The sequence below is a fragment of the Klebsiella sp. JB_Kp031 genome (genome assembly GCF_040064295.1).
In the GTDB taxonomy this organism is placed as follows: Bacteria; Pseudomonadota; Gammaproteobacteria; order Enterobacterales; family Enterobacteriaceae; genus Klebsiella; species Klebsiella quasipneumoniae.
Genome location: NZ_JBEAJW010000040.1, coordinates 24,061 through 49,814, shown reverse-complemented (window position 1 = coordinate 49,814; position 25,754 = coordinate 24,061). Strand labels below are relative to the sequence as shown.

Sequence of the window (25,754 nt, the reverse complement as noted above, 5' to 3'; positions counted from 1 at the left end):
GATAACATGAAAATTCTGGTGGTAGGCCCGTCTTGGGTGGGCGACATGATGATGTCGCAAAGTCTTTATCGTACGCTCAGGGCGCGCTATCCCCAGGCGATTATCGACGTGATGGCGCCAGCCTGGTGTCGTCCGTTGTTATCGCGCATGCCGGAAGTGAACGAAGCGATCCCGATGCCGCTGGGCCACGGCGCGCTGGCTATCGGCGAACGCCGCAAGCTCGGGCACAGCCTGCGCGAGCGTCGCTACGATCGCGCTTACGTGCTGCCGAACTCGTTTAAATCGGCATTAGTCCCCTTCTTTGCCAACATCCCGCTGCGCACCGGCTGGCGCGGCGAGATGCGCTACGGCCTGCTCAACGACGCCCGGGTGCTGGACAAAGACGCCTGGCCGCTGATGGTGGAACGCTACGTGGCGCTGGCCTACGACAACGGCGTGATGCGCTGCGCCAAAGATCTGCCGCAGCCGCTGCTGTGGCCGCAGCTGCAGGTCAACGAAGGGGAAAAGTCGCAGGCCTGCAGCGCCTTTAACCTGTCCAACGATCGGCCGATCATCGGCTTCTGCCCCGGCGCGGAGTTCGGCCCGGCAAAACGCTGGCCGCACTATCACTATGCTGCGCTGGCGAAAAAGCTCATCGACGATGGTTATCAGATTGCGCTATTTGGCTCGGCAAAAGATAACGAGGCCGGCAAAGAGATCATCGCCGCCCTCAGCAGCGAGCAGCAGGCCTGGTGCCGGAATCTGGCGGGTGAAACCCAGCTGGAGCAGGCGGTGATCCTGATTGCCGCCTGTAAAGCGGTGGTGACTAACGATTCGGGGCTGATGCACGTCGCCGCGGCGCTGGACCGCCCGCTGGTGGCGCTGTATGGCCCGAGCAGTCCGGACTTTACCCCGCCGCTGTCGCATAAAGCGCGCGTGATCCGCCTGATTAGCGGCTACCACAAAGTGCGCAAAGGCGATGCCGCCGAAGGCTATCATCAGAGCCTGATCGACATTACGCCAGAGCGCGTCCTGCAAGAGCTGAATGAATTGTTGACGGATAAAACCGGGCACGAGGAAGCGTAGCGGATGCGGGTATTGATTGTAAAAACCTCATCGATGGGCGACGTGCTGCACACGCTGCCCGCGCTGACCGACGCCGCGCAGGCTATCCCCGGCATCCGCTTCGACTGGGTAGTGGAAGAAGGCTTCGCGCAGATCCCCTCCTGGCATGAAAGCGTCGAGCGGGTGATCCCGGTGGCGATCCGCCGCTGGCGTAAAGCCTGGTTCTCCGCGCCGATCAAAGCGGAGCGTAAAGCCTTTCGCGAGGCCGTCCAGGCGGTAAAGTATGACGCCATCATCGACGCCCAGGGGCTGGTGAAAAGCGCTGCGCTAGTCACCCGCCTGGCGCACGGCGTCAAGCATGGTATGGACTGGCAAACGGCCCGCGAGCCGCTGGCCAGCCTGTTTTACAACCGCCGCCACCACATTGCGAAACAGCAGCACGCCGTGGAGCGTACCCGCGAGCTGTTCGCCAAAAGTCTCGGATACGCGAAACCTCAAACCCAGGGGGATTACGCCATTGCGCGCCATTTCCTGCAGCACGAGGCTAGCGCTGCCGCCCCCTATCTGGTGTTCCTGCATGCCACCACCCGCGACGATAAGCACTGGCCGGAAAACCGCTGGCAGGAGCTGCTCGATCTGCTGGCCGACAGTGGCGTCCGCATTAAGCTGCCGTGGGGCGCCCCGCACGAAGAGGCGCGGGCGAAGCGGCTGGCGGAAGGCCGGGAGTATGTTGAAGTGCTGCCGCGCATGAGCCTTGAGCAGGTAGCGCAGGTTCTGGCCAGCGCCCGGGCCGTCGTCTCGGTCGATACCGGCCTCAGTCATCTGACCGCCGCGCTGGATAAACCGAACTTCACGCTTTACGGCCCGACCGATCCGGGGCTGATTGGCGGATACGGTAAAAACCAGCACATCGTGCGGCCGGAAAACAGCGCCAGCACCGGCGATATTACCGCCAGCCGGGTTCATCTTCTTCTGCACAATCAGGGGCTGCTCTGATGGGATCTCTGTTTAAGCAGATCTATCGCTACACCCGCCCTCGCGCTTATCGTCACAATGAAAATCTGTGGCCTTTTACCCGCATCACCCGCGCGCCGAGCGGCGAAATAAGCGCTTTGCGCTATAAAGGGAAAACGGTGCCGCTGGTCAGCCTGAGCGCGCTGAAAAACAGCATGCAGGGTGAAGTCCTGCTGACCGCCACCGGCCCTTCGACCCGCAATATCGATTTTTCCCTGTTGTCGAAAACGATCCCAGTGATGGGCGTCAATGGCGCCTGGCATCTTGCCGACCGCCTGCACTTTTCGCTCTATACCATCGTCGACATGGAGTTTTTCGATAAGAAGCCGGACATTATCCGCGCTATCGTCAGCCAACCGGACATTCTGCTGTTCACCACCATGCATGGGATCGCCAAAATCGTCGATCGCTATCCGGACGCGCTGCGCTGCCGTTTGGCGTTGATTGAGGACGGTTGCTATAAGATTTACCAGCCGAAAGTCGCCAGCGAAGCGATAAAGCGCACTTACCAGCAGAATCCGGCGATGTGCTTTCATCCCCAGCGCCCGGATATCTGTTTTAGCACCGATATTCGCCAGGGCGTCTTCGATGCCGGTACGGTGGTCTACTGGGCGCTGCAAGTTCTCGCCTGGCTGGGCTTCAATACTATCCTGGTGAGCGGCCTGGATATGACCAATTTTAACCAGCCGCGATTCTACGAAACACAACAAGAAAAATTGCCTTCTTACCTGGCAACAAAAGTGGATACCCTCGTCATGCCCTCCTTTGCGCATGCCGCGCAGGTACTGCAGCAACGCCAGATCCGGGTGATTAATTTTTCCCCAGAAAGCGCTGTACCGGATACTATTTTCGAAAAGGTTGCGTTTAATGAGTACTTTAAAAGTGAGTAACTTCGCCCGACAGGGTTACTCGATTGTCTTTCCTTTGTTTTTATTTTTCAGCGCGATTTTTTGTATGTCCACCCGGACCAATAATCTGCTGCATTTATCGATCCTGCTGCTGTTGCTGTCGCTGGTACGCCAGGAAAATCGCCAGGCGCTGGCCGACGTGTTACGCGAGCAGTGGCAGACCTGGACGCTGCTGGCGGCCTTCTTTACCTATTACGCCCTCAGTAACCTGTGGGGCCATACGCCGCAGCATATTGATTCGCCGATCACCCACGGTGTGTATCTGACGGGCTATCTGTTGCTGATGGCGATGCTGCTTAGCGACGAACGAACCCGCCGCCTGGCCATGCTGGCGGTGGTTGGCGGGATCACCGTGCTCTCGCTGTGGACGCTGATGTTCGACCACACGCTGGTCCTCACCGAACGAGCGGTCTCCCCCGAGAACCCCGGGCCAACAAACGTTATCGACCTTGCCGGATACTGCGGCATCGGCATCTTAATCTGCGGCATGCTACTGAAAGAAAAAGCCAGCCACTGGCTCTATCTGCCGGTGGCCATCATGCTGGTGATGATGCTGCTGACCCAAAGCCGCGGGCCGATCATCGCCCTGGTGCTGGCGGTCGGCTGTACGCTGCATCTGCACGTCTTCACCCGCCGCAACCTGCTGATCGCCGCGGCGCTGGCCGTGCTGGTGGCTCTGCTTTTGGTCATGACGCCGGTGGGCGACATGCTGCTCGCCCGTTTCGAAGAGTTGGGCACCCAAAGCGGGCTGCGTCTGAGTATCTGGCACCATACGCTGTCGGAGATGGCCAGCCAGCCCTGGCTGGGACGCGGTTTCAGCTATGAACTGGATTTCATCAACTACAGCGGCGAACACATCACCACCACCCACAGCGTGTATATGGGCGCGCTGCTGAAAGGCGGCATCGTGGGTTTACTACTGCTGCTGGCGGTCATTGCCTGCGGACTCTGGCAGGCGTGGCGCAAGCGCCGCTCCGACAGCCGCTACAGTCTGGCGATCCTGTTTTACGCCCTGGTGTTTATGGCCTCGCAGGGGATGTTTATCATCAGCAACCCCCGGGAGACCTGGGTGCTGTTCTGGCTGCCGCTGGGCATTGCGCTCAGCAAAGGGCTGGCGGAAAAGCGTTAACAAAAAAGGGCCGCTGACGGCCCTTTTTTATAGTCACTTTTATATTAACTGCGGGCGGCGACCAGCCGGTCGGCCTGCTCTTTAATCACCGGCCACACCGACTCAATCGCCACATCGGCGACATTCGCTTCTTCACAGACGATCTGCCTCGCTTTGTCATAGCCCGGCGCCCAGATATGATAGCCGGGCAGGCCGGTATCCTTGAGTTTACGTTTGTTATAGACCGCCACCATCGGTTTATCGAAGGCGCGGGCGATATGCACGATCGAGGTGTCCGGCGTAATGACTAAATCACAGCTGCGGATCACCTCCACGGCGGAGTTGATGGTGCTGTCGGCGATGTACAGCGCCATATCCAGCCCCAGCTGCTGAATCTTCTCACTGCGCCCCACCATCACGATACAGACCCGGTAAGGCAGAGCATGTAGCCGCTCGACCAGGGTCGCCACCTGATGACGACAGAAGTCTTTATCTTCGGAGGCGGTAAAAGGGTTAATGGCGATGCGCAGTGCGACCTCTCCGGCCTGGGAAAGCAAGCGCGCCACCTTCTCCCGCTCATGGCGACAGCCAGGGAGATGATAGTCGTATGGCTGGTCGTCAACGACGCCAAAAAGCTTCACCACCTGTTTATAGCGCTGGGAAATATGGCTGTTGCTGTCAAAAAAAGCGATCGAATGATCGTAAAGTTTATAGGGCTCTTTATTAAACCCAATCACGCTGGTCGCCCGTAAATCGGCGAGTAATTTAAAACGTTCATAGCTGGTCACGTCATCAAAATCGATAACCGCATCAAAACCCGCCGCCCGTAACGTATTTAAGGGCATGCGTGGTCGATATAAATATACTTGCTCGATGAATTCTGAGCCGGCTAATATTTCGCAGCATATTGGTCCGGTTAACACCGAAACCTGATATCCCCGTTCGGCCAGTATTCTGGCGCAGCCGGTGGTCACCACCATATCGCCGACTTTATCGTCCAGACGCAATAGCAGCACGCGGCACACGGGGACCGGGTCGAAGGGTTTGCGCGCCGGCTTATTTCTGTATCGATAGTTAATTAAATTAAATTTAATGCCGCGGAAAAAAGCGTTCTTTTTCCGCGTCAATTGTTTAAGGATACGCATACGGTACCTTGAGCTGTGTTAGCGCTGTGTGATTTTCCGCTGGTAATATTCTGCCAACGTCATGCCCTTCACCTGCGGCGCCAGCCAGCTAAAAAAGGCTTCAAGGTCAGCGTATAAACGCTCAATATCCCGTTCATTCTGGAACGTAGGGCTGCCGCCGGGCATATACTCTGAAGAGTGGAGCATATATTCCACGTAGTCATTGCCCTGCGTCAACGTTTGTTCGACGACTTTTTTCATCGTCTCCACATTGCCGCCCATCGGTCGCAGCCAGTGTACGGAGGGGGAACGCACTTTGCCGCGCAGGCGGTCGTAGCCCTGCTTCACGCTGTTCATCCACGCGGAGTGCTTGTACTGAATGCTCATCGGCACTTCCAGCAGCGGCGAGTGGCCTTCGCGGCTGATGTCATTTTCATCGAGAAAATAGGCATGCTGCGGGAAGCGGCGATAATCGGTCCCGCCATCGCCCTGCGGCGCCCCCTTGGCGGTCTTCCAGTTCACCCGCGGGGTCACCGAGCAATCCACCTGATAACCGTGCTCCACCAGCAGACGCGCATAGCGCTCGTCAAAGGCCCAGCGCCCGGCGCGATGGCTAACCATTTTGGTCTGGAAGGTGTCCTCCAGCAGATGCGTCATATAGTCGACCTTTTCACGCATCATGGCATCGCTGTATTCAATGAGATAAGGCTTATGCCGCCAGTCGTCGGCGGTTAGCGGCTCGGTCGGCGGGCTGTTCCAGGCATGCAAATGCATACCGACTTCCGCGGTGCCGCGGGCAATCACGTCTCTGGCGAATTCGATATAAAAGGGGTCGATGGCCATTTCATAGTTGGTCAAATAGACCGGTTTAAAGCCATACTTTTCGCAAAGTTGCTGAAAACGCGGGAGATAACGCGCATTCTCGGTGGTGATGCTGTCATGTTTTTGCCAGAGGTTATCGCCCTCTGTATCAATCGTGATGAGAAATGCGGGATTGTGCACGAAAACGTCCTCAGGCCATACGTATCGGGTCATGGTAGAGCAATACAACGCTTCTCTCAATCTGTCTGATCCCCTAGAATCGGAACCCTTATCCTGGATGAAGAACAGAGTATGACGCCTGAAACCCTCTCCCGCAGCCCCTTGAACCCGGCGCGGATCCTGGTCATTAAGCTGCGCCATCATGGCGACATGCTGCTGATCACCCCGCTTATTCACGCGCTGAAACAGCAGTACCCCGCCGCCTGCGTGGATGTCCTGCTGTATGAAGAGACCCGGGATATGCTCGCCGCCAACCCCGATATTCACCAAATTTATGGTCTCGACCGCCGCTGGAAAAAGCAGGGGAAAAAGCATCAGTTGAAGATGCAATGGCAGCTCATTCAGACGCTGCGCCAGCAGCGATACGATATGGTGCTTAACCTTGCCGACCAGTGGCCGAGCGCGATTATCAGCAAACTGACCGGCGCCGCGACGCGGATCGGCTTTGATTTTCCGAAGCGTCGCCACCCGTTCTGGCGCTATTGCCACACCGCGCTGGCCGCCACCCAACAGCATAATCAGCTGCATACGGTACAGCAGAATCTCTCTATCCTCGCTCCGCTCGGTATCCAGTTGAACGACGCGCCGGCGCGGATGGGCTACAGCGAAGCAGACTGGGCCACCAGCCGCGCCCTGCTGCCGGAGGACTTCCGGGATAACTACATCGTCATCCAGCCAACGTCGCGTTGGTTCTTTAAATGCTGGCGCGAAGATCGGATGAGCGCCCTGATCAACGCGCTGTCCGCCGAAGGGTACGCGGTGGTGCTCACCTCCGGCCCCGACGACAGAGAGAAGCAGATGGTGGAGACCATCATCGCCGGCTGCCCGCAGGCGCGGCTGCACTCTTTAGCCGGTCAGTTAACGCTGCGCCAGCTGGCGGCGGTGATCGATCACGCCCGGCTGTTTATCGGCGTCGACTCGGTGCCGATGCATATGGCAGCGGCTCTCGGCACCCCGCTGGTCGCCCTGTTCGGCCCCTCGAAGCTGACCTTCTGGCGTCCGTGGCAGGCGAAAGGCGAGGTGATCTGGGCCGGCGACTTCGGACCGCTGCCCGACCCGGACGCCATCAACACCAACACCGACGAACGTTATCTCGATTTAATTCCTACCGACGCCGTGATCGCGGCGGCGAAAAAGGTACTGGCATGAGTAAATTCAGGCTGGCTCTGGTGCGGCAGAAGTACCGCCCGGACGGCGGCGCAGAACGGTTTGTCTCCCGCGCGCTGGAAGCCCTCGACAGCAGTCATCTGCAGTTAAACGTCATCACCCGCGAATGGCAGGGACCGGTGAAGCCCGACTGGCAGATCCATATCTGTAATCCGCGCAAATGGGGGCGCATCAGCCGCGAGCGTGGGTTTGCCAACGCCGCGCGGGCGCTCTGGCAGCGCGAGTCCTTCGACCTGGTGCAGAGCCATGAGCGTATTCCCGGCTGCGATCTCTACCGCGCCGGCGACGGCGTTCATCGCCGCTGGCTGCAACAGCGCTCGCGCATTTTACCGGCCTGGAAAAGCCGCCTGTTGTTTGCCGACCGTTACCACCGCTACGTCATGCAGGCGGAGCGCGAGATGTACGAAGACCCGCATCTGCGCGGGGTGATCTGCAACGCCGAGATGATCAAGCGCGAGATCATCGAAGACTTTGGCCTGCCGGCGGACAAGATCCACGTTATCTATAACGCCATTGATAACCAGCGCTTCCTGCCGCCGGGCGAAGACACATTTGCCGCCTTACGCGCCAAATGGCAGTTGCCGCTGCAGGCAACCTGCCTGATTTACGTCGGCTCCGGCTTTGAGCGTAAAGGGCTGGCGGCGGCGATCCGCGCCATCGCCCCGACCGATCGCTATCTGCTGGTGGTTGGCAAAGATAAGGATCAGCCACGTTACCAGGCGCTGGCGAAGAGCCTGAACTGCGAAGCGCGGGTGCGCTTCTTCGGCATGCAGTCGGAAACGCTGCCGTTCTATCAGATGGCCGATGGCCTGCTGCTGCCCACCCTCTACGATCCGTTCCCCAACGTCATCCTCGAGGCAATGGCCTGCGGTCTGCCGGTGATCACCACCACCGGCTGCGGCGGGGCGGAGTTTATCGTCAACGGCCACAACGGTTACGTCTGCGACGCCCTGGATATCCCGGCGCTGCAGCAGGCGGTGATGGCCCTGCCCGCCCGCGCGCTGGGCTCCGTGGAAGGCGACCGCGCCCGCGAGCGCATCATGGCCTGCACCAGCGGGCGCCTCTCCACCCAGCTGCTTTCCCTTTATCAGGATCTGGTGAAATAACGATGCGCATCTTATTTGTGATTGATGGATTGCCCGGCGGCGGCGCGGAAAAAGTGGTCCTGACCCTGGCGGCACAGTTCCTGCGCGACGGCGATCGGGTATCACTCATTTCGCTACGCGACGTCTGCGAGTACCCCTTGCCCGAGGGGCTCGACTACCAGGTGGTGGCCGATCGCTGCCGCAAACCCTGGCGCAAGCTAACCGAGCTGTCCCGCCGCGCCCGCCAGCTGGACGCCGCGATCATCCGGGCCGAGCAGCAGGGACAATTTGACCTTGTACTCTCCAACCTGCATAAAACCGACCGCATCGTCGCCCGCAGCCGGGCGCTGCGCGAGCGCAACGTCTGGTTCTGCCTGCACGGCGTCTTCTCGGCCTCTTATCTCGGTCACCGTACCGGCTTTGACCGCTGGATGAAGCAGCAGAAAATTAAGCGGATTTACCAGGGGCGCAACGTGGTGGCGGTTTCCGACGCCGTGGGGCGCGATCTGGTGGAAGCCTTCGCCCTACGCCCGGCGCAGCTGAAAACCATCTATAACCCCTTCGATATCGCCGCCCTGCGCGCAGAAGCGGAAGCCGACAGCGAGCGCCCGGACGGCGACTACCTGATTCACGTCGGCCGCTTCCATCCCGGTAAACGTCACGACCGCCTGCTCGAAGCCTACGCGCAAAGCGGCATTGACGCGCCGCTGGTGCTGTTAGGACAGGGGAAACCGGAGCAAGAGCAACGCCTGCGCCAGCTGGCCAAAACGCTTGAGATTGAAGACCGGGTGTGGTTCAAGGGTTTTCAGAAAAACCCCTTACCGTGGATCAAAGGCGCGCGGATGCTGGTTTTGAGCTCGGATAGCGAAGGATTCGGCAATGTGGTAGTGGAGGCGCTGCTGTTACATACCCCGGTCGCCAGCACCCGCTGCCCCGGCGGCGTCACCGAGATCCTCACCGGCGAACTTGCCCGCGGTCTGGCGGATCTCACCAGTCCGGCGCTGGCTCAGACGATGCAAAGCATTTACCATAACCCGCCGGCCATCGACGATGCCGCGCTGGAAAAATTCAGCGTCGTGTCCATTTGTCAGCAGTACCGTCAGCTGCAGCGCACCTGACGCCGTTAGTTAACCAGGATCGAAGATTTATGAGTCAAACGCCTTTACTGAGCATCGTGGCTGCCGTCTACAACGGTGAGAAATTTCTTGCGCAATTCTTTGAGTGCATTGAACAGCAGCAGCTGGACAGCTATGAACTGATCCTGGTGAACGATGGGTCGACGGACAACAGCCTGGCGGTGATCGCCGAATGGCGGGATCGGCTGCAGAACGTCCAGGTGCTGGAGCAGGAAAACCAGGGCGTCTCGGTCGCGCGTAATACCGGCCTCGCCGCCGCCAGCGGCAAGTACCTCGCGTTTCCGGACATCGACGATAAACTCTATCCGGGCATGTATCGCACGCTGCTGGAAATGGCCGAGAAAGCACATCTCGATGTCGCCACCTGCAACGGCACCTACGTGTACGAAAAGCGCCGCGAGAGCCACCCGATCTTCCCGCTGGATCGCTTGCCCTCGACCGGCGTGTTGCCGGGCCATGTCTGGCTCAAGCAGGCCCTGGACTCGCGGAAATTTCTGCACGTCACCTGGCTCAATATCTATCGCCACGATTTTATCCGCCAGCATCACTTCCATTTCGAGCCCGGCCTGCGCCATCAGGATATCCCGTGGACCACCGAGGCGCTGCTGGCCGCGGAGCGCGTGCAGTACACCAGTCAGCAATTCTATGATTACTACATCCATTCTGAGTCGGTATCGCATAAGCCGGACAACGACGACACGCTGATGCGTTCGGCGCGCCATTACATGAAAATTCTGGAGATGCTGGAGGCGATCAACCAGCGTTACCCGGATAAAGTGCGCCATATCGCCGCCTGTCGCTGGCAGATCGCCAAAGAAGGCCTGGGGATCATCCACACCTTCGACAGCATGAAAGATGAGTCGAAAAAGCATGTTATTATTAAAGAATTCTTCGACCGCGGTATCTGGCGGTTAATCTGGAAAAACGCCTGTACTTTCCGTTTACGCTGGCGCCTGGGACGCCGTTATCTGCGTATTAAGCGTTATCGCCACGCGGGATAGACCAAAAACCCGCTGTTTCCGCCAAAGAGATAGCTTTACGCGGGCTAAATGCTTAGAATTTGCCCGCCAAAACAGAGAACGGATAAATAGTTTGGAATTGCTTTATACCACCCTACTTTACCTTATTCAGCCGCTGGTGTGGCTGCGGCTGCTGCTGCGCAGTCGTAAGGCTCCTGCCTACCGTAAACGCTGGGCGGAACGCTATGGCTTCTGTCAGAACAAGGTAGAACCGGATGGCATTCTGCTGCACTCCGTTTCCGTCGGCGAGACCTTAGCCGCCATTCCGCTGGTTCGCGCCCTGCGCCACCGCTACCCTTCTCTGCCGATCACCGTCACCACCATGACGCCGACCGGCTCCGAGCGCGCCATGTCGGCCTTCGGCAAAGATGTCCATCACGTCTATCTGCCCTACGATCTGCCCGGCGCTATGAACCGCTTCCTGGACACCGTTCAGCCGAAGCTGGTGATCGTCATGGAGACCGAGCTGTGGCCGAACATGGTGGCCGCGCTGCATAAGCGTAAGATCCCGCTGGTGATTGCCAACGCCCGCCTGTCCGAACGTTCCGCCAAAGGCTATGCCAAACTGGGCGGCTTTATGCGCCGCCTGTTGAGCCGTATTACGCTTATCGCCGCGCAGAATGAAGAAGATGGCAACCGCTTCCTCGCGCTGGGACTGAAGCGCAATCAGCTGGCGGTCACCGGCAGCCTGAAATTCGATATCTCCGTTACGCCAGAGCTGGCGGCGCGCGCGGTGACGCTGCGTCGGCAATGGGCGCCGCACCGCAAAGTCTGGATTGCCACCAGCACCCACGATGGCGAAGAGCAAATTATCCTCCAGGCGCATAAAAAGCTGCTGGAGACCTTTCCGAACCTGCTGCTGATCCTTGTTCCCCGCCATCCGGAGCGCTTCCCTGACGCCCGCGACATGGTGCAAAAAGCCGGAATGAGCTTCACTCTACGCAGCACCGGCGAGATCCCCTCCTCCAGTACCCAGGTGGTTATTGGCGATACCATGGGCGAACTGATGCTGCTCTACGGCATTGCCGACCTCGCTTTCGTCGGCGGCAGCCTGGTGGAGCGCGGCGGCCATAATCCGCTCGAGCCGGCGGCGCACGCCATTCCGGTGCTGATGGGGCCGCATACCTTCAATTTCAAAGATATCTGCGCCAAGCTGCAGCAGGACGATGGCCTGATCACCGTCACCGACGCGAACTCGCTGGTCAAAGAGGTTTCCACGCTCCTGACCGATGAAGACTACCGCCTGTGGTATGGCCGTCACGCGGTGGAAGTGCTGCACCAGAACCAGGGCGCGCTGTCGCGTCTGCTACAGTTACTGCAACCTTACCTGCCGCAGCGGAGTCATTAATGTCTAACCGGCTTTCCGTGGTGATGATCGCCAAAAACGCAGCGGACCTGCTGCCGGATTGTCTGGACTCCGTTAGCTGGGCGGATGAAATTATCGTCCTCGACTCCGGCAGTACCGACGGCACCGTCGAGCTGGCTCGCCGCCTCGGGGCGCAGGTCTATACCCATACCGACTGGCGAGGCTATGGCATTCAGCGCCAGCGCGCGCAGGACTACGCCACCGGCGACTGGGTGTTGATGATCGATACCGATGAGCGCGTCACGCCGGAACTCAGGCAGGCTATTCTTACGGTACTGGCAGCCCCGCAGCGCGGCGCCATCTACAGCATCGCCCGCCGTAACTATTTTCTCGGACGCTTTATGCGCCACAGCGGTTGGTACCCCGATCGCGTCCTGCGCCTGTACGAACGCGCCCGTTACCGCTATAACGATAATCTGGTCCATGAATCGCTGGATAGCCTGGGCGCCGAGGTCATTCCGTTGACCGGCGATCTCCTGCATCTGACGTGCCGCGACTTCGCTGGCTTTCAGCAAAAACAGCTGGCGTATGCCGCCGCATGGGCGCTGGAACGCCACCAGAAGGGCAAGAAGACCTCAATGGCGGGGATATTCAGCCACACGCTGGGCGCGTTCCTGAAAACGCTGCTGCTGCGCGGTGGGGTGCTGGACGGTAAGCAGGGCTGGTTACTGGCGATGGTCAACGCGCAGTATACGTTTACGAAATATACCGAGCTGTGGGCGCTGAGCCACGGCTACTCGGAGAAAGAGTCATTATGAGCACAAAAGCGATCTATCCGGGTACCTTCGATCCCATCACCAATGGCCATATCGATATCGTCACCCGCGCGGCGAGTATGTTCGATAAAGTGGTGCTGGCTATCGCCGCCAGCCCGAGTAAAAAGCCGATGTTCAGCCTTGATGAACGTATTGCGCTGGCGGAGCAGGCGACGGCCCACCTGGTGAACGTGCAGGTGGTCGGCTTCAGCGACCTGATGGCCAGCTTCGCGCGCGCGCAGCAGGCCAATATCCTGATCCGCGGCCTGCGGGCGGTGGCGGATTTCGAATATGAGATGCAGCTGGCCCATATGAACCGCCATTTGATGCCCACCCTTGAGAGCGTGTTCCTGATGCCGTGCAAAGAGTGGTCGTTTATCTCCTCTTCGCTGGTCAAAGAAGTCGCGCGCCACCAGGGCGATGTCTCTCACTTCCTGCCAGCCAACGTCCACCAGGCGCTGTTGAATAAGCTGAAGTAACGCATCTGCTGGGGCATGAGCCACACGGGCTCTGTCTCTGTCTTTATGCCAGGTGGCGCTGCGCTTACCTGGCCTACAAACGCCCCCGGTCCGCCAGATGCGCACCCGCAGTTTCGCTGACCTGGCCGACAATCATTCCTGTTCCGGTGACTATTTCTGACACTGGCGGCAATAAAAGGTCGCCCGCTGGGCATGTTTGGTCCCGACGACCGGCGTGCCGCAGATCCGGCAGGGTTCGCCCTTGCGGCCATAGACCTGTAGCTCCTGGGCAAAATAACCGGGCTTGCCATCGCTTTGCAGGAAGTCCTTCAGCGTGGTGCCGCCCTGCTCTATCGAGCGCAGCAGGACCAGCTTAATCACCTTCACCAACTGCTCGCACTCGTCCCGCGACAGCGAGGACGCCAGCCTGTCAGGGTGGATCCCGGCGGAGAACAGCGATTCACTGGCGTAGATATTGCCGACGCCCACCACCAGCTTGTTATCCATCAGCCAGGGTTTGATCGCGGTTTTCTTCTTCGCGCATTTCTGCTGGAGATAGTCGGCGTTGAAGGCATCGCTTAGCGGTTCCGGCCCCAGATGCGCCAGCACCGGGTGGCCTTCCAGCTCTTTGGTCCATAGCCAGGCGCCAAAGCGGCGCGGATCGGTATAGCGCAGGACTTTACCGTTACTCATAACCAGATCAACGTGATCGTGTTTTTCCGCAGGCAGCTCTTCGCTCAGGATGCGCAGGCTCCCCGACATCCCAAGATGGACGATGATCCAGCCGTCCGGGAGTTCCAGAAGCAAATATTTGGCGCGACGTCGCACGCTGAGCACCGGAACGTCGCTCAGGCGATAAATCTCTTCGGAAACCGGCCAGCGCAACCGTCCGTTGCGCACGACGGCGTGCAGAATGGTGGCGCCAACCAGGTGCGGCTCAATGCCGCGGCGGCTGGTTTCCACCTCTGGTAATTCAGGCATGATTTTCCTCCATTAACCCGGCGTATTGTGCTTCACGGACAGGTGGCTGAAAAGGGAGTGTGTGAAAGCAATATGGGGGAGTTTTAAAAACAAAAAACCCCGCCGGAGCGGGGTTTTTATACAAGGAGGCTAAAATTATTTGATTTTAGCTTCTTTGTAGATAACGTGCTGACGTACAACCGGATCGTACTTTTTCAGTTCCATTTTTTCCGGTTTGGTACGTTTGTTCTTCGTGGTGGTGTAGAAGTGACCAGTACCAGCGGAAGAAACCAGCTTGATTTTCTCACGAATACCTTTAGCCATGATTTATTTCCTCTAAGTACTTAGTACTTTTCGCCACGGGCACGCAGTTCAGCCAGAACTGTATCGATGCCTTTCTTATCGATTACACGCATACCTTTAGCAGATACGCGCAGGGTGACAAAACGCTTCTCGCTCTCAACCCAGAAACGGTGAGAGTGCAGGTTCGGCAGGAAACGGCGTTTAGTCGCGTTCAGTGCGTGGGAACGGTTGTTACCGGTCACCGGACGCTTGCCAGTAACTTGGCAGACTCGGGACATGTCTATTCTCCAAAAATCAAATTAGCTCGAGCTTCGTATGGGGTATTGGCGCCTCGTCAGGCTTTACAGCCTGGTCATCGCAGTTCAATGTGAACTCTCGACTGCCAGGCCCAAATGCCAAACCCGAGATTCTCAAAGGTGGCGTAGTATACGCTGACTCGGCGATGTGCTCAAGTCCCGAACAGACAAAGATCCCGAAGGATCGCCAGTTCGGGGCTAAATCCAGCCACGTTCGGCAAAAGATACATACGCACCGCGGCCGATAACCAGATGGTCAAGCACGCGTATCTCCATGAATCGACAACATTTTACCACCCTTTCGGTAATCAGCCTGTCAGCCTGGCTCGGCTCCGGACTACCGGAGGGATGATTATGCGCAAGGATCACGGCGGCGGCGTTCACTTTGATGGCTTCGCGTACAATTTCTCGCGGATGCACCTCAACGTGGCTAAGAGTACCAGAAAAAAGGCGGCTATGTTTCAACACGCGGTTCTGATTATCTAAAAAGATCACCATAAAGATCTCGCGCTCCTCTTCCGTCAGCTGGCTTTGCAAAAATTCCCGCGTCATCGAGGGGGTGATCAGCGCGGCCTCCTCAACCAGCTGCGAGCTAAAATAGCGCCGCGCCAGCTCGGCAATCCCCTTCAGTTGCGCATATTTCGCCAGCCCCAGTCCGTCAACGGCAACCAGTTGCGCTTTATCAGCGGAAAGCAGAGCGTAGAGCGAACCAAAACGCTGCAGTAACGCCTGGGCGTAGCTCAGCACATCCTGACGGCGTGTGCCAATGCGCAGAAACAGCGCCAGTAGCTCAACATCCGTCAGCGCCTCGATGCCGTATTGCAGCATCTTCTCCCGTGGCATCAGATTTTCCGTTCCGTCCATGCGCCCTCCTGCGTGAATCAGCCTATCCTGGCACAACCTGACGGCGCTGCCGACGCGCCGCTTTTTACCCTGCGTAGCCGCTCGCAAAGTGAATGCCCGTCAGAGGCACGACCACGTCAGGATTGTGATAAGATGCGCGGATTCTGGTCTACGGCAACAGGAATACATCATGATGACTCTGGCGGGTAAAAAAATCGTCCTGGGCGTCAGCGGCGGTATCGCGGCGTATAAAACCCCGGAACTGGTGCGGCGACTGCGTGAACGCGGCGCGGAAGTGCGTGTCGCAATGACGGAGGCGGCAAAAGCGTTCATCACCCCACTCAGCCTGCAGGCGGTATCCGGCTATCCGGTTTCCGATAGCCTGCTCGATCCGGCGGCGGAAGCGGCCATGGGCCATATTGAGCTCGGAAAATGGGCCGACCTGGTGATCCTCGCCCCGGCGACCGCCGATTTGATTGCCCGCGTGGCGGCCGGCATGGCTAACGATTTGGTGTCGACGATCTGTCTTGCCACCCCTTCTCCGGTTGCCGTCTTGCCCGCCATGAACCAGCAGATGTATCGCGCGCAGGCCACCCAGCATAATCTGCAGACGCTCGCTTCCCGCGGCCTGCTGCTGTGGGGACCGGACAGCGGTAGCCAGGCCTGCGGCGACATCGGCCCGGGGCGAATGCTCGATCCGTTAACCATCGTGGAGATGGCCGCACAGCATTTCGCCTCCCCTGTCAAAGATTTGCAACATCTCAACCTCATGATTACCGCAGGCCCGACCCGTGAGCCGTTGGATCCGGTGCGTTACATCTCTAACCACAGCTCCGGTAAGATGGGCTTCGCGATTGCCGCCGCCGCCGCACAGCGCGGCGCGAACGTGACCCTGGTCAGCGGACCGGTATCACTTCCGACACCGCCCTTTGTGCAGCGTATTGATGTCACTACCGCGCTGGAAATGGAAGCGGCCGTCCAGGCCGGCGCTCAACAGCAGCACATTTTTATTGGCTGCGCCGCGGTGGCGGATTACCGCGCCGCCGCCATCGCCGAAGATAAAATAAAAAAACAAGGTGATGAATTAACAATAAAAATGGTTAAAAACCCGGATATCGTGGCCGGGGTTGCAGCGCTAAAATCGCATCGCCCCTACGTCGTTGGGTTTGCCGCCGAAACGAATAATGTGGAAGAATATGCGCGGCAAAAACGTGCCCGCAAAAACCTCGACCTGATTTGCGCCAACGATGTTTCCCAGCCTAATCAGGGCTTTAACAGCGATAGTAACGCATTACACCTTTTCTGGCAGGATGGGGAAAAGCGCTTACCACTTGAGCGCAAGGAACTCCTAGGCCAATTATTACTCGACGAGATCGTGACCCGTTATGATGAAAAAAATCGACGTTAAGATTCTGGACCCGCGTGTCGGCCAGCAATTTCCGCTGCCGACCTATGCCACCTCCGGCTCCGCCGGACTTGACCTGCGAGCCTGTCTCGACGACGCCGTAGAGCTTGCGCCGGGCGCAACCACGCTGTTGCCGACCGGCCTTGCGATTCATATCGCCGATCCCTCTCTGGCGGCGGTGATCCTGCCGCGCTCCGGCCTGGGTCATAAGCATGGCGTGGTGCTGGGCAACCTGGTGGGCCTTATCGACTCCGATTACCAGGGGCAGCTGATGGTGTCCGTCTGGAACCGCGGTCAGCAGAGCTTTGTTATCGAGCCGGGCGAACGTATCGCGCAGATGGTCTTTGTGCCGGTCGTGCAGGCGGAATTTAACCTGGTGGAATCTTTCGATGCCACCGACCGCGGCGAAGGCGGCTTCGGTCACTCAGGGCGCAAATAGGCCCAGCAACACGGAATCTGCATCCCAACGCGCATAATGCAATAACACCACCGCAAACTCTGGTTTGCGGTCGCGTTGTGGATGTCTGCCTGACAAGTGCTTATTTTCAGGGGTATTTTAAAACATGGCAGAAAAGCAAACTGCGAAACGGAATCGTCGCGAAGAAATACTTCAATCTCTGGCGCTAATGCTGGAATCCAGCGATGGTAGTCAACGTATTACCACCGCGAAACTGGCAGCTTCCGTCGGCGTCTCTGAGGCCGCGCTGTATCGCCATTTTCCCAGCAAAACCCGCATGTTTGACAGCCTGATCGAGTTCATTGAAGACAGTCTGATTACGCGCATCAATTTGATTCTGAAAGATGAGAAGGACACGTCCGCGCGCCTGCGCCTGATTGTTCTGTTGATTCTTGGGTTTGGCGAGCGTAATCCTGGGCTGACGCGCATCCTCACCGGACACGCGCTGATGTTCGAACAGGACCGGCTGCAGGGCCGTATCAACCAGCTTTTTGAACGCATCGAAGTGCAGCTGCGTCAGGTGATGCGCGAGAAAAAAATGCGCGAAGGCGAAGGCTACACGCTCGACGAAACGCTGCTGGCCAGCCAGCTGCTCGCCTTCTGCGAGGGCATGCTGTCGCGCTTTGTGCGCAGCGAGTTCAAATACCGTCCGACGGATGATTTCGACGCCCGCTGGCCGCTGGTCGCCGCACAGCTGCAGTAGTTTTCTTTGCATTGCCCGGTAGCGCTCTGCTTACCGGGCTTTTTCGTTACACGCCGTAGGCTTCGCGATAAGCGCGAACGGCCGCCAGGTGTTCCGCCATCTCCGGTTTCTCTTCCAGGTAAGCGATCAGCTCTTTCAGGGTTACGATCGAGATAACCTGGCAGCCGTAATCCCGCTCCACTTCCTGAATGGCGGAGATTTCACCGCGGCCGCGCTCCTGACGATCCAGGGAGATCAGCACGCCCGCCAGCTGCGCGCCGTTGGCCTGGATGATCTCCATGGATTCGCGAATCGCCGTACCGGCGGTGATCACGTCATCCACCAGCATGACCCGCTCCTGCAGTGGACTACCGACCAGATTGCCGCCTTCGCCGTGAGTCTTTGCCTCTTTACGGTTAAAGCAGTAAGGCAGGTCGCGGTCATGGTGTTCGGCTAACGCCACCGCGGTGGTGGTGGCGATCGGGATCCCTTTGTAGGCCGGGCCAAACAGCAGGTCGAACTCAATCCCGGAATCCACCAGCGCCTCGGCATAAAAACGGCCCAGCAGAGCCAGATCGCGCCCGGTGTTAAACAGGCCGGCGTTAAAGAAATAGGGGCTCTTACGCCCGGATTTCAGCGTAAACTCGCCAAACTTAAGAACCTGCTTGCTTAGCGCAAACTCAATAAACTGGCGCTGATACGGCTTCATGGATTCGCTCCTCATCTTACTTTTTTACGGTCAAAAAAAAGGCGACTTCTCAGTCGCCTTAAAAACTAATCTACTAACGCCGCCTTCTGCGTCGTAATAATGGATTCGATCCCCCCTCGGGCTAACGCCAGGAGAGTGAGGAGCTCTTCATGGGTGAACGGCTCGCCTTCTGCCGTACCCTGCACCTCGATGATGCGACCATCTTCGGTCATCACCACGTTCATATCGGTTTCCGCGGCAGAGTCTTCGATGTACTCCAGATCGCAGATGGCTTCGCCATTAACGATCCCAACAGAGACCGCCGCCACCATCCCTTTCATCGGGTTAGTTTTCAGCTTGCCGGCCGCCACCAGCTTATTCAGCGCGTCGGCCAGCGCCACGCAGGCACCGGTAATAGACGCGGTGCGGGTGCCGCCGTCGGCCTGCAGCACATCGCAGTCGAGGGTGATGGTAAACTCGCCCAGCGCTTTCAGATCAACCGCCGCGCGCAGCGCACGGGCGATCAGGCGCTGAATTTCCATCGTCCGGCCGCCCTGTTTGCCTTTTGCCGCTTCACGCGCGTTACGCGTGTGCGTTGAACGCGGCAGCATGCCATATTCAGCGGTGATCCACCCCTGTCCCTGTCCTTTCAGGAAACGCGGTACGCCTTCGTCAATGGAGGCGGTGCACAGCACTTTGGTATCACCGAATTCAACCAGCACAGAGCCTTCAGCGTGTTTTGTGTAATTACGGGTCAGGGTAACGGGGCGCACCTGGTTGGCGCTACGACCTGCTGGACGCATGATAGAAATCTCCGGCTTGAAACGAATGTGGCTGCGCATTATACGGATTAAAGGCGCTTATTCCTATCCTGATAAGGTCTCGAAAGCTATAATCCTCCCCACTCTCCTTTAAAAACAGGAACGACTATGATCCGCAGTATGACCGCCTATGCCCGCCGTGAAATCAAGGGTGACTGGGGTAGCGCCGCATGGGAGCTGCGCTCGGTAAACCAGCGCTATCTGGAAACGTACTTCCGCCTGCCGGAGCAGTTCCGTAGCCTGGAGCCCGTGGTACGCGAGCGCATTCGCGCCCGCCTGACTCGCGGTAAAGTCGAGTGCACCCTGCGTTTTGAACAAGACCCCAGCGCTCAGGGCGAACTCATTCTCAACGAAAAGCTGGCTAAACAGCTGGTTAACGCTGCCAACTGGGTGAAAATGCAGAGCGATGAAGGGGAAATCAATCCGGTTGATATCCTGCGCTGGCCGGGCGTGATGGCCGCCAAAGAGCAGGATCTTGACGCCATCGCCGCCGACATTCTGGCAGCCCTTGACGGCGCGCTGGATGACTTCATCGTCGCTCGCGAAACGGAAGGCCAGGCGCTGAAAACGCTTATCGAGCAGCGTCTTGAAGGCGTGAGCGGCGAAGTGGCGAAAGTTCGCGCTCATATGCCGGAAATTCTCCAGTGGCAGCGCGAGCGTCTGGTCGCCAAGCTGGAGGATGCGGAAGTGCAGCTGGAGAATAACCGTCTCGAGCAAGAGCTGGTGCTGATGGCGCAGCGTATCGACGTTGCCGAAGAGCTGGACCGCCTCGAAGCCCACGTGAAAGAGACCTACAACATTCTGAAAAAGAAAGAGGCCGTGGGTCGCCGTCTCGACTTTATGATGCAGGAGTTCAACCGTGAGTCGAACACCCTGGCGTCAAAATCGATCAATGCCGAGGTCACCAACTCCGCGATTGAGCTGAAAGTGCTGATCGAGCAAATGCGCGAGCAGATCCAGAATATCGAGTAATCTCAGATACCTTTCTGAAGGCCGGTTTACCGGCCTTTTTTCATCCATTTCAAAAGCAATATTTCTTATCCAGTACCCGGCAGGTCAAAAACGCCCCTGCCGCGCACAGCAGCGTCGGGGCCAGATAGCTGTGATCCATGTGGGTGAATTCCATCACCAGCACCACCGCCGTCAGCGGCATCTGCATGGAGGCGGCGAGAAAAGCGGCTGCCCCCACCAGGGCGAAACTACTTTCATCTCCGCCGGGGAACCCTGATTGCCAGAGCGCGCAGAGCAGCAGGCTGGCCAGCCCGCCCACCGCCAGCCCCGGGGTTAGCAACCCGCCCTCCGCGCCGCCGCGCAGCACCGCCAGGATCACCACCATCTTCAGCCCTAACAGGATCGCGACCATGGAGAGAGGCAGCCCGTCGCTGAGCGCCAGCTGCATCGGCCCCTTGCCATTGCCCGGTAGCGCAGGGAAACAGAGGCTCAGGACGGCAAGAAGTGAAAACGCCAGCAGACAGAACACCGGCATCTGCCAGTTACTTCGCACGCGTGAACGCGCTGCGCTGGTCGCTTTGCGAAAGAGCCAGGCGCCGGTGCCCAGAATCGGGCCCACCAGAATCGCCCACCAGAGAAAGGTGTGCGGAAGCGCGCTGGAAACAAAATGGTATTGCGATTCATCCCCTAACCCGAGGGTGGCCGTCCAGGCGGCAATCGCCGAGGTCATTATCGCCGCCAGCGTTTTTTCCCAGCTAAACGACAGCAGCATGACCTCGAGGGTGAACAACGCCCCTGCCAGCGGGACGTTATACACCGCCGCCAGGCCCGCGCCCGCCCCACAGGCAATCAGCGTGCGGGTGTCATCCTCCAGCAGGCTCAGCTTACGCGCCACCATCCCCCCTCCCAGCGCGCCCATTTCCCGCGGCGCCACTTCGCGGCCAAGCGGGGAACCCAGCGCTACGGTGACGATCTGCAACAGGGCGTGGATCGTCGTGGTGCCCGCGGGCATGGGGACGGAAGGGTTAGCCGCCGCCGCGGCAATGGAAACCCGCTTCTGCCCATAGCGACCAAGCAGCCACCAGCCAAATCCGGCGACGATGCCGCCGACCACGATTGCCGCGATGCGACGTGGCCAGGGCGACGCCGTGACGCCCTGTAAAAATGACACCGAACCGACGATCTGCCCGGAACTGTAGCCAAAAGCCAGGTGCTGAATGGCGTGTAAAATCAGTGCCAAAACCATGCCGGACAGACCGGCCAAAATCCCGGTTAATACCACGGCCAACAGGCGAGTCAGAGAATGTTTGCTCCCGGCGGCGACACGCATTTTCTCATCTCCTCGAGAAAGAAAATAAAAGGATAAAGGTCGGGACTTAAACATTAGGTATTCGTAGCGTTTTCAATATAGAAAATCGATCGGGAACAAATCATTACTTTTTCTAATCTTTAAAAATTCAAAAAATAGAAATCAACCGCCAATTAAAGCCAATTTAATCTATATTGGCATTAGTTTTTCCTGGCCTAACGATTTCACTTTAGAAAATCTCAATCGTGATCCTGCGCACAAATCGTTAACCTGCCGGCCACTGTCTGGGGGGATCTATGCTGCTTCATGTTCTGTATTTAATCGGTATCACCGCGGAAGCTATGACCGGAGCGCTGGCTGCCGGGCGTCGGCGGATGGATACGTTCGGCGTCATTATTATCGCCACCGCGACCGCGCTGGGCGGGGGTTCCGTTCGCGATATCCTGCTGGGACACTATCCTCTCGGCTGGGTGAAGCATCCGGAATACGTCATTATTGTCGCCGTCGCCGCCGTCCTTACCACAATTGCCGCCCCGGTAATGCCGCACCTGCGCCGGCTTTTCCTGGTGCTGGATGCGCTGGGGCTGATCGTATTTTCCATCATCGGCGCGCAAATCGCCCTGGATATGGGAGAAGGGCCGGTTATCGCCTCTATTGCTGCGGTCATCACCGGCGTTTTTGGCGGTGTACTGCGCGATATGTTCTGCAAACGCATTCCGCTGGTCTTCCAGAAAGAGCTGTACGCCGGGATCTCGTTTGCCGCAGCGGTACTCTATATAGCGCTGCAACATTACGTTAGCAGCCACGATGTGGTGGTCCTGGCCACGCTGCTGTTCGGCTTTACCGCCCGCATGCTGGCGCTGCGCTGGAAGCTCGGGCTACCGGTCTTCCACTACACCCACGACGCCCACTAACCGCCTCAAAACCCGGGGATGCGTTGCCCGCTAAGCCATTGCGCCAGCGCCGCCACGTCAGAGTGATGCAGGAAAGCCACCAGCTGTCGGGCTCTGATCGCCCCCACGCCCGGCAGCGTGCGCCATTGCGCTTCACTCTTTGCCGTGAGGAGGCGCCAGTTTTCATTTCCAGGCTGCGCCAGCGCCTCCTGGGGCACCGGGATCCCCATCGCCAGCACCCAGCGTATAAAAGGCCGTTTACGAATAAGATCAAACTGATGCCAGAGGTGCTGCCCACGGGCGGCCGAGATCCCAGGCATCGCCTGCAGCTGCTCCGACGTGAGCGCCAGCCAGGAAAAAAGATGCTCCATCGGGTGCTGCCGCTGAATGACGCGCCATACGTTTTCCCCTACGCCATCGATATCCAGCACCGACTTTGATGACAACCAGACCAGCCGGGAAAGAAACTGTTCGCTGCACTCAGGGGTGGCGAAATAGCAGGTTAGCGCATTGAATTTGGCCGCCGGCGGCGTCGGTTTAAGGCGCTCGGCCATCCGCCAGACGACCGCGTCGATCCGTGGAATACCCTGACCTGCCAGACTGATCTGCAGCTGATCGCCAACCCCAATATCCAGCGCCTGCCAGCGGGCCACAGAGCCAACGTTAACCCGCTGCACGCGTTTGTCATCCAGTCGCTGGGGCTCAAGCTCAGCCACTACGTTGACTCTACCGCTGCGGCCGGTACTGAAATGGATCGCCCGCACCTCCATCACCCGCGATGCCGGAGGATATTTCCAGGCTGCCAGCCATTCGCCCTTTCCCGGTGACCAGACGCGCCCCGCCGGTTCGCGCCCTTCACGCACAATCACGCCATCGCTGACGAAGGGCAGCGGCGAGCGATACCACCGCTGGCGCCACTCCGCCACCTGCTCAACACGCGTCACCGGATGGGTGTATTGTCCGCTGTAGATAAACCCCGCCTGCGCCAGCAGCTTCTGACGACGGCGCATATCCAACGGACCGTCTGGCCAGGCCCAGATAAAAACGTCCAGCTGGCTGAGGGGCGCCGCCGCGTCAGCCCGCATCATCAACCCGGCGACTTTCGCCCGCGCGTTCATTCCGCCAGCCTGCTGCTGAACATGCCCCTCCCGACGCAGAAACAGCTCCCCCTGCAGCACGCTGTTGGCCAGTTCGCCGGTCGTCAGCTTCGCCAGCGCCGGGATCTGCCGCGCTCGGGCGGTCCACAACTCACCGCGCAGGCCATCCCCGCGGCTGATAGCCTGAACCAGATGCCCCTGGCGATAGACCAGGGTTACCGCCACGCCGTCCACCTTAGGCTGTATCCACAGGTCGGTTTTATTTTTCATCCAGCGGGCCAGGCTGGCTTCATCCGCCAGCTTGCGTACGCCGGTATGGGCGACCGGATGACGCGTATCGCCGGTCGGTGGAGACAGACCGTCCTCCTCAGGCGTCGCGCCCGGAAAGCATTGCCGCCACTGCGTCAGGCGCTGGGTGAGCTGGTCGTAAACGTCATCACTCACCTCGCTGGCGCCCTGTCGCCAGTAAGCCTCGTTCCAGGCGTCAATCTGTTGATGAAGACGTGCAATCTCCTGTCTGCCTTTAGCCGGCGGCCAGTCCGGGCACGTCGCCAGCGCGCTGGCAGAGAACATCCCTATCGCCAGCCACCCCCCTCCTTTACGCATTCCAGTTCCCTCCTTCAGCACCTGACGGAGAGTCTGCGGCAGAATACCGGAAACCGCGACGGGGGCTTTTTCACCCTGCGAAGCGCCTTCCAGGATTTGCACCTCGTTGCAGCAACAGCTGGCGAATTCAGGAAAACGGCAGGCAAAATGAAAGAAACAGCGGCAAAAAGTGTGACAAGGACTGCGTCACGCCGCGGCGACGTGTATAATAGGCTCGTATGTAGGACCTCTTTCGATAACCACATACAAAAGACACTCATGGCTCAAGGCACGCTTTATATTGTTTCCGCCCCTAGCGGCGCGGGTAAATCCAGCCTGATTCAGGCTTTATTAAAAACCCAACCGTTGTATGACACCCAGGTATCGGTTTCCCATACCACGCGGGCGCCGCGTCCGGGTGAAGTGCACGGCGAACACTATTTCTTCGTGAATCACGACGAATTCCGCTCGATGATTGGCGAAAACGCGTTTCTGGAACATGCAGAGGTCTTTGGCAACTATTACGGCACGTCGCGTAAAGCGATCGAGCAGGTGCTGGCGACCGGTGTTGATGTCTTCCTCGATATCGACTGGCAGGGCGCGCAGCAGATCCGTAAAAGCATGCCGGGCGCACGCAGCATTTTTATTCTGCCGCCGTCAAAAGATGAACTGGACCGTCGCCTGCGCGGCCGCGGCCAGGACAGCGAAGAGGTGATCGCGAAACGAATGGCCCAGGCCGTTGCGGAAATGAGCCATTACGCCGAATATGATTACCTGATTGTGAATGATGATTTTGACACCGCCCTGAGCGACCTGAAAAATATCATCCGCGCTGAACGTCTGCGCATGAGCCGCCAAAAGCAGCGACATGGCGCTTTAATCACCAAACTATTGGCAGACTGAACCCACATTCAGTATCATGCCCAGTCATTTCTTCACCTGTGGAGCATTTTAAGTATGGCACGCGTAACTGTTCAGGACGCTGTAGAGAAAATTGGTAACCGTTTTGACCTGGTACTGGTCGCCGCGCGTCGCGCTCGTCAGATGCAGGTAGGCGGAAAGGATCCGCTGGTACCGGAAGAAAACGATAAAACCACCGTAATCGCACTGCGCGAAATCGAAGAAGGTCTGATCAACAACCAGATCCTCGACGTACGTGAGCGCCAGGAACAGCAAGAGCAGGAAGCCGCTGAATTACAAGCCGTTACCGCGATTGCTGAAGGTCGTCGTTAATCACAC

The 25,754-nt window shown here is 58.4% G+C and carries 28 protein-coding genes; 18 read left to right on the top strand and 10 right to left on the bottom strand.

All coding sequences use genetic code 11. From position 1 onward, the window contains the following. The first annotated feature begins 6 nt into the window (after window positions 1–6). Genes rfaF through ABLV64_RS20045 form a run of 4 tightly spaced genes read left to right on the top strand, consistent with a single transcriptional unit; the run spans window position 7 to window position 4,095 of the window. Complete coding sequence (gene rfaF / locus ABLV64_RS20060) at window positions 7–1,065, top strand: ADP-heptose--LPS heptosyltransferase RfaF (protein WP_004205055.1); 1,059 nt, start codon at window positions 7–9, stop codon at window positions 1,063–1,065. A 3-nt stretch (window positions 1,066–1,068) separates the two neighbouring features. Then, on the top strand, window positions 1,069–2,040 hold the full coding sequence (gene rfaC, locus ABLV64_RS20055; RefSeq protein WP_004205056.1) for a lipopolysaccharide heptosyltransferase RfaC: 972 nt from the start codon (window positions 1,069–1,071) through the stop codon (window positions 2,038–2,040). Next, a complete protein-coding gene (locus tag ABLV64_RS20050; RefSeq protein ID WP_017900045.1) occupies window positions 2,040–2,948 on the top strand; it encodes a sugar glycosyltransferase in 909 nt (302 codons plus the stop codon). Before rfaC ends, ABLV64_RS20050 begins: the two co-directional genes overlap by 1 nt. After that, a complete protein-coding gene (locus ABLV64_RS20045) occupies window positions 2,926–4,095 on the top strand; it encodes an O-antigen ligase family protein (protein ID WP_017900046.1) in 1,170 nt (389 codons plus the stop codon). The genes ABLV64_RS20050 and ABLV64_RS20045 overlap by 23 nt, the downstream gene beginning before the upstream one ends. A gap of 44 nt (window positions 4,096–4,139) precedes the next feature. On the opposite strand, the gene ABLV64_RS20040 is transcribed toward ABLV64_RS20045, so the two are convergent. Together ABLV64_RS20040 and ABLV64_RS20035 are read right to left on the bottom strand one after the other, a co-directional pair. Further along, window positions 4,140–5,219 (bottom strand): glycosyltransferase family 9 protein, encoded by a 1,080-nt coding sequence (locus tag ABLV64_RS20040; protein WP_235314831.1) that lies wholly within the window; start codon window positions 5,217–5,219, stop codon window positions 4,140–4,142. Between the two features lie 18 nt (window positions 5,220–5,237). Further along, the gene (locus ABLV64_RS20035) at window positions 5,238–6,200 is read right to left on the bottom strand and encodes a polysaccharide deacetylase family protein (RefSeq protein ID WP_012540311.1); all 963 of its coding nucleotides are present in this window, start codon (window positions 6,198–6,200) and stop codon (window positions 5,238–5,240) included. Between the two features lie 111 nt (window positions 6,201–6,311). Here ABLV64_RS20035 and rfaQ point away from each other — a divergent pair, with 111 nt between their 5' ends. From rfaQ to coaD, 7 genes are all read left to right on the top strand, one after another. Beyond that, entirely contained in the window at window positions 6,312–7,388 is a 1,077-nt protein-coding gene (rfaQ, locus tag ABLV64_RS20030; protein ID WP_017900048.1) for a putative lipopolysaccharide heptosyltransferase III, read from the top strand. After that, window positions 7,385–8,512 (top strand): glycosyltransferase family 4 protein, encoded by a 1,128-nt coding sequence (locus ABLV64_RS20025; protein WP_060656571.1) that lies wholly within the window; start codon window positions 7,385–7,387, stop codon window positions 8,510–8,512. Before rfaQ ends, ABLV64_RS20025 begins: the two co-directional genes overlap by 4 nt. A gap of 2 nt (window positions 8,513–8,514) precedes the next feature. Further along, on the top strand, window positions 8,515–9,609 hold the full coding sequence (locus tag ABLV64_RS20020; protein ID WP_004205063.1) for a glycosyltransferase: 1,095 nt from the start codon (window positions 8,515–8,517) through the stop codon (window positions 9,607–9,609). Between the two features lie 29 nt (window positions 9,610–9,638). Further along, window positions 9,639–10,628, top strand: a complete 990-nt coding sequence (locus ABLV64_RS20015; protein WP_004205064.1) for a glycosyltransferase — start codon at window positions 9,639–9,641, stop codon at window positions 10,626–10,628. 91 nt (window positions 10,629–10,719) lie between these two features. Further along, window positions 10,720–11,994, top strand: a complete 1,275-nt coding sequence (gene waaA, locus ABLV64_RS20010) for a lipid IV(A) 3-deoxy-D-manno-octulosonic acid transferase (protein ID WP_004205065.1) — start codon at window positions 10,720–10,722, stop codon at window positions 11,992–11,994. After that, window positions 11,994–12,770, top strand: a complete 777-nt coding sequence (locus ABLV64_RS20005) for a glycosyltransferase family 2 protein (RefSeq protein ID WP_334753049.1) — start codon at window positions 11,994–11,996, stop codon at window positions 12,768–12,770. Before waaA ends, ABLV64_RS20005 begins: the two co-directional genes overlap by 1 nt. Next, window positions 12,767–13,246 carry a pantetheine-phosphate adenylyltransferase gene (gene coaD, locus ABLV64_RS20000; protein ID WP_004205067.1) on the top strand — a complete coding sequence of 160 codons (480 nt, stop codon included), beginning with the start codon at window positions 12,767–12,769 and terminating at the stop codon, window positions 13,244–13,246. The genes ABLV64_RS20005 and coaD overlap by 4 nt, the downstream gene beginning before the upstream one ends. Window positions 13,247–13,396: 150 nt before the next feature. Here the strand turns inward: coaD and mutM are convergent, their stop codons facing one another. The 4 genes from mutM to radC all read right to left on the bottom strand — a co-directional run bounded on the left by mutM (window position 13,397) and on the right by radC (window position 15,648). Further along, window positions 13,397–14,206 (bottom strand): bifunctional DNA-formamidopyrimidine glycosylase/DNA-(apurinic or apyrimidinic site) lyase, encoded by an 810-nt coding sequence (mutM, locus tag ABLV64_RS19995; protein ID WP_032456731.1) that lies wholly within the window; start codon window positions 14,204–14,206, stop codon window positions 13,397–13,399. 135 nt (window positions 14,207–14,341) lie between these two features. Beyond that, a complete protein-coding gene (rpmG, locus tag ABLV64_RS19990; protein ID WP_002922510.1) occupies window positions 14,342–14,509 on the bottom strand; it encodes a 50S ribosomal protein L33 in 168 nt (55 codons plus the stop codon). Between the two features lie 20 nt (window positions 14,510–14,529). Next, window positions 14,530–14,766 (bottom strand): 50S ribosomal protein L28, encoded by a 237-nt coding sequence (gene rpmB, locus ABLV64_RS19985; protein ID WP_000091955.1) that lies wholly within the window; start codon window positions 14,764–14,766, stop codon window positions 14,530–14,532. 216 nt (window positions 14,767–14,982) lie between these two features. Further along, window positions 14,983–15,648: a DNA repair protein RadC gene (gene radC, locus ABLV64_RS19980; RefSeq protein ID WP_023319336.1), complete on the bottom strand. Its 666-nt coding sequence runs from the start codon at window positions 15,646–15,648 to the stop codon at window positions 14,983–14,985. Between the two features lie 172 nt (window positions 15,649–15,820). On the opposite strand from radC, the gene coaBC reads away from it, so the two are divergent. The 3 genes from coaBC to slmA all read left to right on the top strand — a co-directional run bounded on the left by coaBC (window position 15,821) and on the right by slmA (window position 18,192). Continuing rightward, on the top strand, window positions 15,821–17,035 hold the full coding sequence (gene coaBC, locus ABLV64_RS19975) for a bifunctional phosphopantothenoylcysteine decarboxylase/phosphopantothenate--cysteine ligase CoaBC (RefSeq protein WP_032431274.1): 1,215 nt from the start codon (window positions 15,821–15,823) through the stop codon (window positions 17,033–17,035). Further along, window positions 17,013–17,471 (top strand): dUTP diphosphatase, encoded by a 459-nt coding sequence (gene dut / locus ABLV64_RS19970; RefSeq protein WP_017900056.1) that lies wholly within the window; start codon window positions 17,013–17,015, stop codon window positions 17,469–17,471. Before coaBC ends, dut begins: the two co-directional genes overlap by 23 nt. Window positions 17,472–17,595: 124 nt before the next feature. Continuing rightward, entirely contained in the window at window positions 17,596–18,192 is a 597-nt protein-coding gene (slmA, locus tag ABLV64_RS19965) for a nucleoid occlusion factor SlmA (protein ID WP_004205072.1), read from the top strand. Window positions 18,193–18,238: 46 nt separating this feature from the next. On the opposite strand, the gene pyrE is transcribed toward slmA, so the two are convergent. Together pyrE and rph are read right to left on the bottom strand one after the other, a co-directional pair. Continuing rightward, window positions 18,239–18,880 carry an orotate phosphoribosyltransferase gene (pyrE, locus tag ABLV64_RS19960; RefSeq protein ID WP_348843353.1) on the bottom strand — a complete coding sequence of 214 codons (642 nt, stop codon included), beginning with the start codon at window positions 18,878–18,880 and terminating at the stop codon, window positions 18,239–18,241. Between the two features lie 65 nt (window positions 18,881–18,945). After that, on the bottom strand, window positions 18,946–19,662 hold the full coding sequence (rph, locus tag ABLV64_RS19955; RefSeq protein ID WP_004205074.1) for a ribonuclease PH: 717 nt from the start codon (window positions 19,660–19,662) through the stop codon (window positions 18,946–18,948). A gap of 126 nt (window positions 19,663–19,788) precedes the next feature. On the opposite strand from rph, the gene ABLV64_RS19950 reads away from it, so the two are divergent. After that, the gene (locus tag ABLV64_RS19950) at window positions 19,789–20,652 is read left to right on the top strand and encodes a YicC/YloC family endoribonuclease (protein WP_004205076.1); all 864 of its coding nucleotides are present in this window, start codon (window positions 19,789–19,791) and stop codon (window positions 20,650–20,652) included. A 49-nt stretch (window positions 20,653–20,701) separates the two neighbouring features. Here ABLV64_RS19950 and ABLV64_RS19945 read toward each other — a convergent pair whose 3' ends face one another. Continuing rightward, window positions 20,702–21,961, bottom strand: coding sequence for a chloride channel protein (locus tag ABLV64_RS19945; protein WP_331837930.1), 1,260 nt, complete (start codon window positions 21,959–21,961; stop codon window positions 20,702–20,704). A 275-nt stretch (window positions 21,962–22,236) separates the two neighbouring features. On the opposite strand from ABLV64_RS19945, the gene ABLV64_RS19940 reads away from it, so the two are divergent. Further along, a complete protein-coding gene (locus ABLV64_RS19940) occupies window positions 22,237–22,854 on the top strand; it encodes a trimeric intracellular cation channel family protein (RefSeq protein WP_002922654.1) in 618 nt (205 codons plus the stop codon). 5 nt (window positions 22,855–22,859) lie between these two features. Here the strand turns inward: ABLV64_RS19940 and ligB are convergent, their stop codons facing one another. Further along, the gene (gene ligB, locus ABLV64_RS19935; protein WP_348843352.1) at window positions 22,860–24,536 is read right to left on the bottom strand and encodes an NAD-dependent DNA ligase LigB; all 1,677 of its coding nucleotides are present in this window, start codon (window positions 24,534–24,536) and stop codon (window positions 22,860–22,862) included. Between the two features lie 258 nt (window positions 24,537–24,794). Between ligB and gmk the strand changes: the two genes are divergently transcribed. Both gmk and rpoZ read left to right on the top strand, forming a co-directional pair. Next, a complete protein-coding gene (gene gmk / locus ABLV64_RS19930) occupies window positions 24,795–25,418 on the top strand; it encodes a guanylate kinase (protein WP_002922664.1) in 624 nt (207 codons plus the stop codon). Between the two features lie 54 nt (window positions 25,419–25,472). Then, entirely contained in the window at window positions 25,473–25,748 is a 276-nt protein-coding gene (rpoZ, locus tag ABLV64_RS19925; RefSeq protein ID WP_000135058.1) for a DNA-directed RNA polymerase subunit omega, read from the top strand. Window positions 25,749–25,754 lie beyond the last annotated feature (6 nt).

What these genes read in the sequence shown, in the direction of transcription:
- rfaF (WP_004205055.1), top strand. Translation starts at nt 7, where the DNA reads ATGAAAATTCTGGTGGTAGGCCCGTCTTGGGTGGGCGACATGATGATG.
- rfaC (WP_004205056.1), top strand. Translation starts at nt 1,069, where the DNA reads ATGCGGGTATTGATTGTAAAAACCTCATCGATGGGCGACGTGCTGCAC.
- ABLV64_RS20050 (WP_017900045.1), top strand. Translation starts at nt 2,040, where the DNA reads ATGGGATCTCTGTTTAAGCAGATCTATCGCTACACCCGCCCTCGCGCT.
- ABLV64_RS20045 (WP_017900046.1), top strand. Translation starts at nt 2,926, where the DNA reads ATGAGTACTTTAAAAGTGAGTAACTTCGCCCGACAGGGTTACTCGATT.
- ABLV64_RS20040 (WP_235314831.1), bottom strand. Translation starts at nt 5,219, where the DNA reads ATGCGTATCCTTAAACAATTGACGCGGAAAAAGAACGCTTTTTTCCGC.
- rfaQ (WP_017900048.1), top strand. Translation starts at nt 6,312, where the DNA reads ATGACGCCTGAAACCCTCTCCCGCAGCCCCTTGAACCCGGCGCGGATC.
- ABLV64_RS20025 (WP_060656571.1), top strand. Translation starts at nt 7,385, where the DNA reads ATGAGTAAATTCAGGCTGGCTCTGGTGCGGCAGAAGTACCGCCCGGAC.
- ABLV64_RS20020 (WP_004205063.1), top strand. Translation starts at nt 8,515, where the DNA reads ATGCGCATCTTATTTGTGATTGATGGATTGCCCGGCGGCGGCGCGGAA.
- ABLV64_RS20015 (WP_004205064.1), top strand. Translation starts at nt 9,639, where the DNA reads ATGAGTCAAACGCCTTTACTGAGCATCGTGGCTGCCGTCTACAACGGT.
- ABLV64_RS20005 (WP_334753049.1), top strand. Translation starts at nt 11,994, where the DNA reads ATGTCTAACCGGCTTTCCGTGGTGATGATCGCCAAAAACGCAGCGGAC.
- coaD (WP_004205067.1), top strand. Translation starts at nt 12,767, where the DNA reads ATGAGCACAAAAGCGATCTATCCGGGTACCTTCGATCCCATCACCAAT.
- mutM (WP_032456731.1), bottom strand. Translation starts at nt 14,206, where the DNA reads ATGCCTGAATTACCAGAGGTGGAAACCAGCCGCCGCGGCATTGAGCCG.
- rpmG (WP_002922510.1), bottom strand. Translation starts at nt 14,509, where the DNA reads ATGGCTAAAGGTATTCGTGAGAAAATCAAGCTGGTTTCTTCCGCTGGT.
- rpmB (WP_000091955.1), bottom strand. Translation starts at nt 14,766, where the DNA reads ATGTCCCGAGTCTGCCAAGTTACTGGCAAGCGTCCGGTGACCGGTAAC.
- radC (WP_023319336.1), bottom strand. Translation starts at nt 15,648, where the DNA reads ATGGACGGAACGGAAAATCTGATGCCACGGGAGAAGATGCTGCAATAC.
- coaBC (WP_032431274.1), top strand. Translation starts at nt 15,821, where the DNA reads ATGACTCTGGCGGGTAAAAAAATCGTCCTGGGCGTCAGCGGCGGTATC.
- dut (WP_017900056.1), top strand. Translation starts at nt 17,013, where the DNA reads ATGATGAAAAAAATCGACGTTAAGATTCTGGACCCGCGTGTCGGCCAG.
- slmA (WP_004205072.1), top strand. Translation starts at nt 17,596, where the DNA reads ATGGCAGAAAAGCAAACTGCGAAACGGAATCGTCGCGAAGAAATACTT.
- pyrE (WP_348843353.1), bottom strand. Translation starts at nt 18,880, where the DNA reads ATGAAGCCGTATCAGCGCCAGTTTATTGAGTTTGCGCTAAGCAAGCAG.
- rph (WP_004205074.1), bottom strand. Translation starts at nt 19,662, where the DNA reads ATGCGTCCAGCAGGTCGTAGCGCCAACCAGGTGCGCCCCGTTACCCTG.
- ABLV64_RS19950 (WP_004205076.1), top strand. Translation starts at nt 19,789, where the DNA reads ATGATCCGCAGTATGACCGCCTATGCCCGCCGTGAAATCAAGGGTGAC.
- ABLV64_RS19945 (WP_331837930.1), bottom strand. Translation starts at nt 21,961, where the DNA reads ATGCGTGTCGCCGCCGGGAGCAAACATTCTCTGACTCGCCTGTTGGCC.
- ABLV64_RS19940 (WP_002922654.1), top strand. Translation starts at nt 22,237, where the DNA reads ATGCTGCTTCATGTTCTGTATTTAATCGGTATCACCGCGGAAGCTATG.
- ligB (WP_348843352.1), bottom strand. Translation starts at nt 24,536, where the DNA reads ATGCGTAAAGGAGGGGGGTGGCTGGCGATAGGGATGTTCTCTGCCAGC.
- gmk (WP_002922664.1), top strand. Translation starts at nt 24,795, where the DNA reads ATGGCTCAAGGCACGCTTTATATTGTTTCCGCCCCTAGCGGCGCGGGT.
- rpoZ (WP_000135058.1), top strand. Translation starts at nt 25,473, where the DNA reads ATGGCACGCGTAACTGTTCAGGACGCTGTAGAGAAAATTGGTAACCGT.